Raw genomic sequence first — 12502 nt, 5'->3', positions numbered from 1 at the left:
AACCTGCACGGCCGGGGCTCTCCTGACAAGCATGATCCCGGGGACCGTGGAGCACCAGCCCGGCGCTGCCGCCGGGGCGCGGCCCGCCGGTCCGTCCGTGACCGCGCCGCGGCAAACCCGCGAGGGTCCCGCTGTGACAGGCCTGTGACAGGCGGCGGACAGCGTCATGAAGTCCCCCGGCCAGCCTTTATGTAAAGCGGACAAAACGCCTTATTCGGTCATATGTCCCCTGCTTTCAAGGGTGTGAGCGGTGACGACCGAGCCGACACGTCGGAGGAAATCCCATGAGCCTCACACTCGCCACGCCGCACGCCGAAGCCCCCGTCCCGGCCCTGGCCCCGCGCGAGCAGGAGACGCTGCGGCATATCGCCGCAGGGCGCACCTACCTGCAGACGGCCCGCCACATGGGGCTCTCCAAGCACACCGTCGACGCCTATCTCCGCCGTATCCGGGCCAAGCTCAACATCAACAGCACGGCCGAACTCACCCGGCTGGCCATCTCCCTGGGCCTGTGACCACCACGCCCCCGCGCCCCCGGGGCTGTGACCGCCACGTCCCCCGCGCCGCCGGGACTGCGATGTGACCGCCGCGCCGCGCCGTAGCGCCGCTGCTCACCGGCCCGGGAACACCGGGCCGCAGACGATCGCGGCCAGGACGGCCGGCGGACAGAGCAGGAGACTCACTTCCTCTCCTCCCGGCTCTCGTCCTCAAGACGTATGTGACCTCGCAGGTGACCTCGCGCCACACGATCCCCCCGCCGCGCTTCCCCGGGGGCGGGGACATCAAGGGAGGGCGGGCGGTTGCACGGGGCGGGTCCGGCCGCCGGCAAGCGGCACCGGCCGCCCCGGCCGGCCCGCGGCAACATGGCTGACATACAGTCAGAAATGTGTGCCCGCAGCCGAGTTGACCGAACGGCCCGGCCGTCCGGACCGTGCCGGCCGCCCGGACCGTGTCGGCCGCCCGAGGGGCGGGGGAGGGGCCACGCTCCTATGCTGGTGAGGCAGGAGTTTGCGTGTGGTGTCCACGGCGCGGCTGTGTGACCTGCGGTGCGCCGCGCAGCTGTCCGGCGCTCTCGGCCGCCACGCTCACGGGCTCCGTCCCCGGCTGCTGGGAGTGGGGCCATGACGCACGCGTGCGGACGACTGCGCAGGGGGGCCGTAACGGCCACGGCGGTGGGGATGCTGACGGTGCCGGTCACGGGCCCGGCCGCGTCCGGGGCGCCGGTGTCCGTGCGCACCGCGTCCACCGCCCCGCAGCCGCTCCCGTCCACCGCCCCGCAGCCGCCCTCGCCGGCGGGCGAGGTCCGCACACTCACCCCCGCCGTGACCCGGCAGCTCGATGGGGCCGTGCGGCAGGTCATGCGCGAGGCGAACGTGCCCGGGGTGAGTGTGGGCCTGTGGACACCCGGCCAGGGCACCTACATACGGTCGTTCGGGGTCGCCGACAAGAGCGACGGCCGGCCCATGTCGCCGGATCTGTACACGCGGATCGGCAGCGAGACCAAGACGTTCACCGTGACGGCCCTGCTGAAACTCGTCGATGAGGGCAAGGTGGGCCTGGACGACCCGATCAGCAGGTACGTCGCCGGGGTGCCGGGCGGAGACGGGATCACCCTGCGCGAGCTCGCCGGGATGCGCAGCGGCCTGTTCAACTACACCGAGGACCCGGGCTTCTTCAAGGCCTTCACCTCCGATCCGCAGCGCCCCTTCACCCCGCGGCAGCTGCTCGCCTACGCCTTCAAGCACCCCGTGCTGTTCCCGCCGGGCCAGAAGTTCTCCTACTGCAACACCAACCTCATCCTGCTCGGCCTGGCCGTCGAGAAGGCCGGCGGGAAGCCGGTCCAGGACTACATCCACGACAACGTCCTCGCCCCGGCGGGCCTGCGCCACACCCTCTTCCCGACCGGCGCCGCCTTCCCTCGCCCGCACGCGCAGGGCTACAGCGACCAGACCGCGACCGGGAAGGTCGAGGACACGGCCGGCTGGAACCCGTCCTGGGCCTGGACGGCCGGCGCGATGATCTCCGACCTGGACGACCTGCGCGTGTGGGCGCGCACGGTGGCCACCGGCGTCCTGCCCGACGGCACCACCCTGATCAGCCCGGCCACGCAGAAGCAGCGGCTGACCACACCCCCCACCACGATCCCGGGCGCCGGATACGGCCTGGGCATCTTCGACGTCCAGGGCTGGATCGGGCACAACGGCTCCCTGCCCGGCTACGAATCCCTGACCGTCTACCTCCCCGCGGCGCGGGCGACCCTCGTGGTCCTGCTGAACACCGACATCGACCACAACGGCGCGGAGCCCAGCACCCTCTTCGGCGAGGCGATCACGAAGATCGTCTCCCCGGGCCACGTCTTCAGCCTGCCCGCCCAGCCCGCGGCCCGCTGACCGCCCCCGCGCGAGGCGCAGCCGGCACGCGGGGGACGGGCGCACGCGGTGCGGGTCTGCGGCCGTCGGAACGCGCACCGTACGGGCCTGCGGTCTGCGGTCTGCGGTCAGCGGTCAGTGGTCTGTGGTCTGTGGTCTGTGGTCTGCGGGCTGTGGTCAGTGGCGGGCGGCGGGCCGGGCGGCGCAGGCCGGTGCGGCGGCCGGGGTGCGGCGGCGCAGCGGCAGGCAGACCAGCGCCCCGGCGGCCAGTACGGCCAGCGGCAGGACGGCGGTGGTGTGCAGGGCGGCGGTGAAGGCGGCGGCGTAGGTCTGCCCGGCGGCGAGCCCGGCGGCGAGGCGGCCCTGCAGCAGGGCGCCGACGGCGGCGGCGCCCGCCACGGAGCCGATCTGGCGGACGGTGTTGTTGACGCCGGAGGCGGCGCCGGCGAGATGGGAGGGGATGGTGCGCATCGCCTCGGCGGACATGGGGGCGATGATGCAGCCCACTCCGAGCCCGGTGAGCAGGGTGGCCGGGACGAAGGCGTACCAGGCGGTGGCGGGCGAGGCGGTCAGGGTGATGGCGAGGATGCCGGCGCCGTAGCAGCCGAGCCCGGTGAGCAGGAGGTACCTGCCGCCGATGCGGTCAGCCAGGCGGCCGGCGAAGGGGCCGACCGTCATGGACACCAGGGACGAGGGGGCGAGCACCAGGCCGGCCTTGACGGCGCTGAGGTGCAGCACGGACTGCAGATAGAGGTTGAAGGGCAGGACCAGGCCGAGCATGGCGACGGAGACGAGACCGACCAGGGCGGTCATCGCGGTGAAATTGCGGTCACGCAGCAGCGCGAAGGGGATGAGCGGTTCGCGGTCCTGGCGGCGGCGCTGGTGCAGCACGAAGGCGGCGCCCAGCGCGCTCCCGGCGGCGAGCAGCGCCCGGATGCCCGCGCCCCACCGGTAGTTCTCGCCCTCCTGCAGGCCGAAGGCGAGGCAGAACAGGGCGGCGGCGGACAGCAGGAGGCCGGTCAGGTCGAACCGGTGCGCGCGGGCGGGCCGGATGTCGGGGACCACCAGGAAGGTCAAGACGAGCGCGGCCGCCCCGACCGGCACGTTGACCAGGAAGATCCAGCGCCAGTTCGCGGCAAAGACCAGGAAACCGCCCAGGGTGGGCCCGCAGAGGGTGGCCAGCCCGGCGACCATGCCCCACACGCCCATGGCCCTGCCGCGCCGTTCGGCGGGGAAGACGGCGACGACGAGAGTCGTCGTCTGCGGGGTGAGCAGGGCCGCGCCCAGGCCCTGGACGGCCCGGGCGGCGATGAGGGCGCTCGCGGTGGGGGCGAGCCCGCAGGCGACGCTGGCGAGGGTGAAGACCGCGAGCCCGGCCGCGAACAGGGTCCGCGGCCCGTGCAGGTCGCCGAGCCGGCTCGCCGTGATGATCAGGACCGAGAGGGCCAGGGCGTAACCGCTGACCACCCAGAGCGTCCGGTCGAGCGAGGCGTCCAGGCTGCTCATCATGTCCGGGACCGCGATGTTCACGATCGTCAGGTCCAGCAGGGTCATGAAGAACCCGAGCGAGAGGGTCACCAGGACGGCCCACGGGTTTGCTCGCCACGTCCGCACGGTCGGTGCTCCTTCTTCTCCGCCCCGGCGGTGCCCGGGGGCCTGCCAGGACAGTAACCCATCTATTTAGATGCATCAAGATAGATGCATCTCTCTTGATGTAATCTGGGGTCATGAACGGAGTCGACCTGTTCCTCCTCGGCCGCACCCTGATGAAAATCGGCGAAACCGCGATGCCGGAACCCGAAGGCGGCGCCGCCCGTCACGGCGGCAGCACCCGGTCCGTCCTCATCGTCGCCAGCGACCTCGCCACCCACCCCGACAGCGCCGTCGGTGAGATCGCCGCCCGCACCGGCCTGCCCCAGAGCCAGGTCTCCACCGCCGTCGCCCGCCTCAAAGAAGCGGGCGCCGTCATCACCGCCCCGGACCCCGCCGACCGGCGCCGCCTCCTCGTCCGCCAGGCCCCCCACCTCTCCGGCCGCGTCGCCGAAGTCCGGGCCACCACCATCGACGACGCCCTCGCCGCCGCCCTCGGCGACAGCACCCCCGAGCAGCTCGCAGAAGTCACCGCCGCCCTCGGCGTGCTGGCCCGCCACCTCTCCCCGCAGACCCCCGCCCGCCCCCGCCCCTGAACCCCCGGGCGTGCCGTCGCAGCCCCCGCTGCAGCCGCTCCGCAGGCCCATGAGGGCGACAACTCGCTAGCCTGGACACCAGGGGGCGGCTCGGGCGAAGCCCAAGGAGGCTGACGTGGCTCAAGCGACTCCTGAGGCCGGAGCGAAGAACACGGCACACACCGGCCCCGGCAGCTTTTTCGGCACCGGCGCCCACCGCTACCTGCCGATCGCCGAACACGGCCTGATCGGCGACCTGCGCAGCGCCGCCCTCGTCGGCACGAACGGCACCATCGACTGGTACTGCTGCTCCCGCTTCGACGCACCCAGCGTCTTCGCCTCGATCCTCGACGCCGAACGGGGCGGCTGTTTCGAACTCGCCCCCGACGTCCCCACCCGCACCAAACAGTTCTACTTCCCCGACACCAACGTCCTGATCACCCGCTTCTTCGCGGACGACGGAGTCGGCGAGATCCAGGACTTCATGCCCGTCGTCGACGACTCACGCGAGGCCGACCGCCACCGCCTCATCCGCCGCGTGGTGTGCGTGCGCGGAGCACTCCCGTTCCGCACCCTCGTCGCCCCCCGCTTCGAATACGGCACCGCACCCCACACCGTGCACGCCGAGGACGGCCAGGCCGTCTTCGCCTCCGCCTCGCTGCGCCTGGCCCTGACCTCCACCGTGCCCATCGAGGTCGCCGGCCCGGACGTGTGGGCCCTGTTCAAACTGCACGAGGGCGAGACGGCCGTCTTCACCATCGACCAGATCGGCGGTGACGTGGCACCCCGCTTCTGCGCCGTCGCCGAGGCGGAAAGAGAATTCAACGCGACCGTGCGCTACTGGCGCCGCTGGCTGTCCCAGTCCCGCTACCGCGGCCGCTGGCGGGAAATGGTCCACCGCTCCGCCCTCACCCTGAAACTCCTCACCTACGCCCCCACCGGCGCCATCATCGCCGCGCCGACCACCAGCCTGCCCGAACAGATCGGCGGCGAACGCAACTGGGACTACCGCTACGTGTGGATCCGCGACGCCGCGTTCTGCGTGTACGCGCTGCTCAGGCTCGGCTTCACCGACGAGGCCGAGGCCTTCATGGGCTTCCTCTCGGAACATGTGCAGTGCACCGGGTCCGGGCCGCCCGGGCCCACCGGCCCCCTGCAGATCATGTACGGCATCGACGGATGCCGTGACCTGCCCGAACGCGAACTGCCCCACCTCGAGGGCTACCGCGGCTCAGCCCCCGTACGCATCGGCAACGCGGCCGTCGACCAGCTCCAGCTCGACATCTACGGGGCACTCGTCGACTCCCTCTACCTCTACGACAAGTGGGGCAAGCCCATCTCCAGCGCCCACTGGGACAACATCAGCGCACTCGTCGACTGGGTGTGCACCCACTGGGACCAGCCCGACGAGGGAGTCTGGGAGACCCGCGGCGGCCGCAAGACCTTCCTCTACTCCCGCCTCATGTGCTGGGTGGCGATCGAACGCGCCATGCGGCTGGCCCGGCACCGCGGCCTGCCCGCCGACATGGTCCGCTGGGGCGCCGCCCGCGACACGATCTACCGGCGGATCATGAGCCACGGCTGGTCCGCCGAACGCCGCGCCTTCACCCAGTACGAGGACAGCGACATCCTCGACGCCTCCCTGCTGATGATGCCGCTGGCCAAGTTCATCTCCCCGACCGACCCCAAATGGCTCGCCACCCTCGACGCCCTCGGCGAGGACCTGGTGTCCGACTCCCTGGTCTACCGCTACGACCCCCAGGCCAGCCCCGACGGCCTCCAGGGCGAGGAAGGCACCTTCTCGATCTGCTCCTTCTGGTACGTCGAGGCACTCACCCGCGCGGGCCGCCTGGACGAGGCCCGCCTCGCCTTCGAGAAGATGCTCACCTACGCCAACCACCTCGGCCTCTACGCCGAGGAGATCGGCCACACCGGCGAACAGCGCGGAAACTTCCCCCAGGCCTTCACCCACCTCGCCCTGATCAGCGCCGCCTTCAACCTCGACCGCATGCTCGGCTAGGCGCGAGCGAACCAGTCACCAGGGCGCATGCCTCATAAATCCTCCTCGCCGCGCACACGCCGGCCGCCCCTTGTCATCCGGGTCATCCGGGTCATCCGAACTGGCCGGGCTGGTAGTCACCGGCGGGCTGCCGCACGATGACGTTCAGCCGGTTGAAGGCGTTGATGAGGGCGATGACCGACACCAGCGCGGCGAGCTGCTCCTCGTCGTAGTACTTGGCGGCGTTCGCCCAGGCCTCGTCCGTGACCCCGCCGGCCGCATCCGCGATGCGGGTGCCCTGTTCGGTCAGCTCCAGGGCCGCGCGCTCGGCGTCGGTGAAGACCGTGGCCTCCCGCCAGGCCGCGACCAGGTTGAGGCGCACCGAGGTCTCCCCGGCGTGCGCGGCGTCCTTGGTGTGCATGTCGGTGCAGAAACCGCAGCCGTTGATCTGACTGGCGCGGAGCCTCACCAGCTCCTGCGTCGCGGCCGGCAGCGCCGAGTCCGCCGTCACCCTGCCCGCCGAGACGAGGTGCCGCAAGGACTTGGTGACGAGCGGGCTGCCGAGAAGGTCCAGTCGGGCTTCCATGAGTGCACTCCTTGCCGTTGTGTGCGGATACACCTCCATGACGGGGCCGGCCCGGCAGGATGTGACATCGAGGACTGTGACGCGCGTCTCCCCGCCGCACTCACCCCGCGGCAAAGCCCCACGACGACGTGCCCCGCCCCCGCCCCCGCGCACCTGCCGGGCCGCCGCGAGCAGCACCACCCGCCCCCAGCGCACCGCCCCGGCCGCGCCGCGACACCGCACCCGGCTGTGACGCAGCTCCTGTCGCCCCCGCGGAAGGCCGCCGTACCGTTGTCCGCCACGCCCATCCCCGCCCGGGCGCGCAGTGCCCGCGACCGGATCACCCCCACCGGCACACCCAGGACAGGCGGGCACACGCACAGGACGGTCCACCATGCCCGCTGATCTCTCGCCCGTCATCACGGCCTCCACGCGCTGGCTGCTGTCGGCCTTCCCCCCGGCCGCCGGCCCGCTGAACCAGGCCCTGGCCGAAGCGCAGGCAGCGCACGCGGCCACCATCGCCGCCGCTCTGCGCTACCCCACCGCGCTGGACGCCGAACTGCTGGACCTGCTCGGCCCCGGAGGCTCGGGCCGGCTGGACTTCGTCACCGGCGCCGACGCACCCCCGCTGACCGACGCCACCCACACCTGGCGCACCCAGGTCGACGAGACCGTCGTCAGCTGGGCGGCCTGCCTGCTGGCCGACGCCGACCTCGCCGCCCTGGCCGCCGCCTGCCTGGCCGCCACCCACCACGGCCCCGACAGCGTGGGCGACGCACGCCGGCTGACCATCCCCAGCCCGCGCGACCACCGCGCGGCCCCCCTGCTGCGCCACCCGGACTTCCTCGGCCCGATCGCGGGCCTCCACCGCGAGACCCTCCTCGGCCTCCTCGGCGCCGCCCCGGCCGTCAGCGCCCCCGAACCCGGGTGAGTCCCGGGCGAACGCCGATCCCCTACGGCGCCAGAGCGCCGATCCCGTACGGCTTCAGAGCGCCGCCCCCGGTCCGGCCGCCGCGGCCCGTGGTGCTCAGGGCGCCTTGAAGAGAGCCGGGAAACGCGGAGCGAGCCAGGGCTTGCGCCCCCCGACCAGGATGCGGCCCTGAGCGAGGGCGCCCCACTGGCCACGGCGCCCGAGCGCCATCAGGAGAAAAGTGACCGGCTCGATGAGGATGGTGCAGTCCGCACGTTCCGGCAGCCGCTCATCGACCGACACCGCACCCCCGGCCACCCGCACACCGAACCGGCCGCCACCCCACAGGCGGATCGCATAGCAGGCGCTCAGCCCGGCCGTGCGGGCCGTGTCGGTCACCCGTGGCATCACCGTCGTCAAGAACGGCAGCGTCAGCCGCACCCGCCCGCGGTCGATCATGTGCGCACGCCCCAGCGCACGGGCGAGGTCGTAACCGTGTCCCAGCATGTGCGTGAGCAGATACGACCCCAGCACATCCGGTCCCATCGGACCCAGCGGAGTGACCACCGTCCCCTCCGCGCCCCGCTCCTCCAGCGCCCTCAGACACGCACCGGCCTGCTCCACGATCATCCCGGCCAGCGGCTCGGCCCCCCGCTCACCGAACGCGGCGAGCCCCTGCTCGTTGGCCGCGGCAAGACTCTGCGGCGTGCCGTCCCCGTACCCGCGCGCACGGCCCGCCGCGATGTCCGCCATCAGCTCGTTGGCCAGCGCCAGATGCGCCGCCGCCTCCCCGACGCTCCACTGCGAGTCCGGCACCCGAAGTTCCATGCCGGCGCCCGCGCGCAGCAGCGCGGCGATCTCCTCGGCCGTATCCCGTATCGCCACGCCGAGACCCTCGGGCACCGCGCCCCGCACGCCAAGCCCCGCCACTGATTCCACGCCGCCCATCCTCACTTCCGTCCCCGTGCCCGGGTCCGCCCGCAGCCGCCGGGCGAACACGCGTCACGGATCACCCGGCGTACAGAAGACCAGGTGACCAAGGCAGCGACAAGCCCCTGGACCACGAGGCCGGACGCGGCCCCGCCCGCAGCACCGGCTGCGCCGGCCCAGCACCTTCGTCCTCACCCGCTCCGCCCACCCGCTCCGCCACCAAGCCGGTTCGCCCCGTCGGTTCGCCAAGTCCGCCCGGCCCAGGCCGCGTTGAGGGGACACCGCAGGCGGATGGCATAGTGCCCCGCATGCCGATACGGACCGCACGCCCGCAGAAGGGCAGAGGGCAAGGAGCCCTCGTCGCACTCCTTGTCACACTTCTGCTCACGGCCGCCGCGCCCGCCCTCGCCGACGAGTCCGACGGGTCCGGCAGATCCGGCGGGTCCGGCGCGGTCGAGCTGCGGTTCGAGGCTCCCAAGACGTTCGTCATGTACAACGCCGACGTGGGCGCGAAGGCCACGAACAGCGGGTTCGTCCTGCCGGTCGCCGTCGTGCCCGGGAACACCGAACCGGCCCGGAACATCAAGGTCGTGGTGGACGCGTCGGGGCTGGCGGGGGTGGCCCGTGTGGAGAAGGGCAGCGGCAACAACTGCACCGGCGGGGGCCGGGTGTGGACGTGCCGGTACGGCACCCTGCGCAACGACGGGGAGAGCATGCCGCCCTTCACCCTCCGCGGCGTGGACGGGGCGAAGCCGGGCGACAGCGGGACCATCACGTACACCGCGAGCGCGGACAACGCGCCCTCCGTCACCGGCACCACCCGCATGACCGTCGGGGGGCCCACGCTGTACGGGCCCGAGGAGCCGGGGAAGATGACCGGGGTAAAGCCGGGGAAGCCCGCGTCGCTGACACCGAGGTTCTCCAACCCCAGCCGGTTCTCCACGCGGCGCGGCATCGCCCTGCGGATCACCGCGCAGGGCGGCCTGGTGCTGACGGCTCGCCCCCGCAACTGCTCCTACAACCCGGCGTTCACCGACGCCTGGTGCACGTTCCCGGCGAAGGCCGCCCCGCGCACCGCGTACCGCACGAGCTCGCCCTTCACCTTCACCTCCGCCCCCGAGGAACTGACCGGCACGCTGGAGTACTCCTGGTCGTCCGACCCGCAGCGGCCCGCCGAGCTCACCATGCGCGGTACGGGCGCCCCGCTCACGCTGACCAGGACGCCCGAAGGGGCCGTCCACGACGGCACCGGCGCGGTCACCGCCGTGGAGACCACCGTGCAGGCCGACTACGCGGCGGCCGCCGGGACCGTGCGGGGCCGGGTCGGCGACACGGTGGGCGTGACGCTCGGGGTGCGCGGCCTGGGCCCCGGCAGGCCGACGGAGGAGAGGGGCCGCTTCGAGGTGGTCCCGCCGGAGGGCACCACGGTCACCTCCATCCCCTACACCTTCGAGGACATGGACGGGAAGTGGGCGTGCGCGCGGCCCGAGAAGCCGGGCGGGGCCTTCGTCTGCGATCTCAACAGCGACGTGTTGTGGCCGGGGGCCGACGGGACGACCAGCGTGGGCTTCCGCTTCCGTATCGACCGGCAGGTGCCCGGCGCCCACGGCACCATCCGCACGTACAACCCCTACGACCGCACGCCCGGCAACGACACCGCCCGCATCCCGCTGGAGGCGTCACCGGCTCCGCCGTACCGGGCGGTCGCGCGGCCCGCGGTGCTGATCCCGGCGGTGCTGGCCGCCGTGGCGGCCGCGGCCGCAGGGGTGGCGTACCGCCGTCGCCGCCGGGCCGTGTCCTGAAACCGGTACCGGTACCGGTGATGCTGCTGCCGCTGACGGTCGGCGTCGCGCCGTGTCACTGCAGGATGTTGACGGCCCGGGCGACCACCAGCACCACCGTCACCAACGAGACCGAGGACTGCAGCATCATCAGCATCTTGGCCCAGCGCGACAGCGGCATCACATCGGTCGGGCTGAAGGCGGTGGAGTTGGTGAACGACAGATACAGGTAGTCCAGGAACGCCGGCTCCCAGTCCGGCGGCGCGGTCTGCGGGCTCTGCATCTGCACGAAGAGGAAGTCGGCGTACTGAACCTGGCCGCGGACCCGCGCCATCGGCCCGCCGCGGTCCCACTCCCAGTACCACAGGGCGAACACGATGACGTTCGTCAGCCAGATACCGCCGCCGGTCAGCAGCAGCGGCCCGGCCTCCGTCCCCTCGGTGCCGTTCACCAGACCCGTCACCAGCCGGACCGCCGACCAGCCGTTGGCCACACTGATCGCACCGGTCAGAGCCAGCCCCCACCCCCGCAGCCACCGGGTGCTCGGTTCGACCCGCCGGGGATTCGCCGCGATCAGGCCGGCCAGCAGCACCAACTCCAGGACCGGCAGAGCCCAGTACGGCTGGAAGGCGAGCCGGTGCGGCAGCATCCACTGCAGAGCGACCGCCACCAGGATCACCGCGGTCACCGCCCAGCGCGGCTCACCCTGCGTCGCCCGCCGCCACGCGGGCGCCACCTCACGCTCACCGCTCTCCAGCAGCCGCTCGATCCTCGCCAGGCGGCTCTCGGCATCACCCGTACCCTCACTCATGGCGACGATTGTCCTCGGCGCAGCCACCCCTTCGAACAGGCCCCGACACACCATCCGCTGCCCTCAGACGAGGAGGCCGGGCGGGAAGCCGGTCCAGCGAAGTTCTGTGGGGAGGCGCCCCAGGGTCGCTGTATGAAGAGCACGGAAGCGGGCCGGCCGGGTGCGCAGCGGATGACGGTGAGCGCGGCGTCGGCGTGGTTGAGGCCCGTCCAGCGCCACTTCGGGGCGTCGAGGGCGTGAGCAGGCTTGCCGGCGGCCGTTGTCCGTCAGGCTGCTTTCGTCCGGGGAAGCCTCACCGTGCCGCGTGAGGCAGAGGCAGCGGGCAGCTGTTCCAGTCATGGGGCGTGATCCTCTGTCAGCGCTCATGATCCTTGCGAACGTCTGGACGGACGCGGGCCCGCGCCGTGTCGTTCCGCCGCCGACGAACGCCTCGCGCAGAGGCAGCGGCCCAAGGCGCCCTTCCGCTGACGTCTCCTTCAGCGAAGTGCGGGGCTGTCCGCGGGTTCTACCTGGTACGACTTGACGTTGCCCCGGGGGGAAGGGTTTATAGCGGCCCATCGCAGGGGTGAAGGTCCGCTCGGTCATACGGCCAGTGTCGATCGCACGACGCAACCCGGTCTTGAACGAACCGCTTGCGCACCGCCCAGCCGCAGCCCGTCCGCGAAGCACCTGCGGAACACTGAGATCGCCTACCTGCAGGTACGCCGGCACAACGTCGCGCGGTACCTGCTCGCCCGTCTCAACCGCGAAGGCGGCCGGGGCCGACGACGACGGCCAGGCCCTCGACGACGCCTGGATCAACGACGCCTGGATCAACGAAGCCGTCGTGGACCTCGGCTCCCAGCGGGGCCGGTACGCATACGTCACCGCCATCGGCTTCGCGGCCTGACCTGCGGCACGAGTGGATTCTCTTCCCCTGGGCAACGCGCAAGGCGCTGCGGGAGGTGATCCGGGCCGACCCGCCCGCCGCGC

At 72.3% G+C, this 12502-nt stretch carries 11 protein-coding genes and 1 pseudogene; 7 read left to right on the top strand and 5 right to left on the bottom strand.

All coding sequences use genetic code 11. The features are described from left to right. Nucleotides 1-284 precede the first annotated feature (284 nt). Nucleotides 285-515, top strand: a complete 231-nt coding sequence (locus OG568_RS49165; protein WP_060900198.1) for a response regulator transcription factor — start codon at nt 285-287, stop codon at nt 513-515. Between the two features lie 606 nt (nt 516-1121). Next, the gene (locus OG568_RS49160) at nt 1122-2390 is read left to right on the top strand and encodes a serine hydrolase domain-containing protein (RefSeq protein ID WP_329529850.1); all 1269 of its coding nucleotides are present in this window, start codon (nt 1122-1124) and stop codon (nt 2388-2390) included. Nucleotides 2391-2546: 156 nt separating this feature from the next. On the opposite strand, the gene OG568_RS49155 is transcribed toward OG568_RS49160, so the two are convergent. Beyond that, nucleotides 2547-3983: a DHA2 family efflux MFS transporter permease subunit gene (locus OG568_RS49155; RefSeq protein WP_329529849.1), complete on the bottom strand. Its 1437-nt coding sequence runs from the start codon at nt 3981-3983 to the stop codon at nt 2547-2549. Nucleotides 3984-4096: 113 nt separating this feature from the next. Between OG568_RS49155 and OG568_RS49150 the strand changes: the two genes are divergently transcribed. Both OG568_RS49150 and OG568_RS49145 read left to right on the top strand, forming a co-directional pair. Next, the gene (locus tag OG568_RS49150) at nt 4097-4555 is read left to right on the top strand and encodes a MarR family winged helix-turn-helix transcriptional regulator (RefSeq protein ID WP_266658240.1); all 459 of its coding nucleotides are present in this window, start codon (nt 4097-4099) and stop codon (nt 4553-4555) included. Between the two features lie 115 nt (nt 4556-4670). Next, entirely contained in the window at nt 4671-6554 is a 1884-nt protein-coding gene (locus tag OG568_RS49145) for a glycoside hydrolase family 15 protein (RefSeq protein WP_443077918.1), read from the top strand. A 91-nt stretch (nt 6555-6645) separates the two neighbouring features. On the opposite strand, the gene OG568_RS49140 is transcribed toward OG568_RS49145, so the two are convergent. Beyond that, nucleotides 6646-7119 carry a carboxymuconolactone decarboxylase family protein gene (locus tag OG568_RS49140; protein WP_266638909.1) on the bottom strand — a complete coding sequence of 158 codons (474 nt, stop codon included), beginning with the start codon at nt 7117-7119 and terminating at the stop codon, nt 6646-6648. A 373-nt stretch (nt 7120-7492) separates the two neighbouring features. Here OG568_RS49140 and OG568_RS49135 point away from each other — a divergent pair, with 373 nt between their 5' ends. After that, a complete protein-coding gene (locus OG568_RS49135) occupies nt 7493-8029 on the top strand; it encodes a hypothetical protein (RefSeq protein WP_266578639.1) in 537 nt (178 codons plus the stop codon). 96 nt (nt 8030-8125) lie between these two features. Here OG568_RS49135 and OG568_RS49130 read toward each other — a convergent pair whose 3' ends face one another. Then, on the bottom strand, nt 8126-8956 hold the full coding sequence (locus OG568_RS49130; RefSeq protein WP_329529848.1) for a maleylpyruvate isomerase family mycothiol-dependent enzyme: 831 nt from the start codon (nt 8954-8956) through the stop codon (nt 8126-8128). A gap of 290 nt (nt 8957-9246) precedes the next feature. Here OG568_RS49130 and OG568_RS49125 point away from each other — a divergent pair, with 290 nt between their 5' ends. Then, a complete protein-coding gene (locus tag OG568_RS49125; protein WP_329529847.1) occupies nt 9247-10740 on the top strand; it encodes a hypothetical protein in 1494 nt (497 codons plus the stop codon). A gap of 55 nt (nt 10741-10795) precedes the next feature. Here the strand turns inward: OG568_RS49125 and OG568_RS49120 are convergent, their stop codons facing one another. Both OG568_RS49120 and OG568_RS49115 read right to left on the bottom strand, forming a co-directional pair. Further along, nucleotides 10796-11530: a hypothetical protein gene (locus OG568_RS49120; protein ID WP_266578636.1), complete on the bottom strand. Its 735-nt coding sequence runs from the start codon at nt 11528-11530 to the stop codon at nt 10796-10798. Between the two features lie 63 nt (nt 11531-11593). Beyond that, nucleotides 11594-11766, bottom strand: a pseudogene (locus OG568_RS49115) (histidine phosphatase family protein); the annotation flags it as partial. Between the two features lie 383 nt (nt 11767-12149). Between OG568_RS49115 and OG568_RS49110 the strand changes: the two are divergent. Beyond that, complete coding sequence (locus tag OG568_RS49110; protein ID WP_443077502.1) at nt 12150-12419, top strand: hypothetical protein; 270 nt, start codon at nt 12150-12152, stop codon at nt 12417-12419. Nucleotides 12420-12502 lie beyond the last annotated feature (83 nt).

The sequence above is a fragment of the Streptomyces sp. NBC_01450 genome, from assembly GCF_036227505.1.
Classification (GTDB): domain Bacteria; phylum Actinomycetota; class Actinomycetes; order Streptomycetales; family Streptomycetaceae; genus Streptomyces.
This window is presented reverse-complemented; position numbering and strand designations above follow the sequence as displayed.

Bases quoted from the DNA above. Each gene is read 5' to 3' on its own strand.
- OG568_RS49165 (WP_060900198.1), top strand. From the start codon at position 285: ATGAGCCTCACACTCGCCACGCCGCACGCCGAAGCCCCCGTCCCGGCC.
- OG568_RS49160 (WP_329529850.1), top strand. From the start codon at position 1,122: ATGACGCACGCGTGCGGACGACTGCGCAGGGGGGCCGTAACGGCCACG.
- OG568_RS49150 (WP_266658240.1), top strand. From the start codon at position 4,097: ATGAACGGAGTCGACCTGTTCCTCCTCGGCCGCACCCTGATGAAAATC.
- OG568_RS49140 (WP_266638909.1), bottom strand. From the start codon at position 7,119: ATGGAAGCCCGACTGGACCTTCTCGGCAGCCCGCTCGTCACCAAGTCC.
- OG568_RS49135 (WP_266578639.1), top strand. From the start codon at position 7,493: ATGCCCGCTGATCTCTCGCCCGTCATCACGGCCTCCACGCGCTGGCTG.
- OG568_RS49130 (WP_329529848.1), bottom strand. From the start codon at position 8,956: ATGGGCGGCGTGGAATCAGTGGCGGGGCTTGGCGTGCGGGGCGCGGTG.
- OG568_RS49125 (WP_329529847.1), top strand. From the start codon at position 9,247: ATGCCGATACGGACCGCACGCCCGCAGAAGGGCAGAGGGCAAGGAGCC.
- OG568_RS49120 (WP_266578636.1), bottom strand. From the start codon at position 11,530: ATGAGTGAGGGTACGGGTGATGCCGAGAGCCGCCTGGCGAGGATCGAG.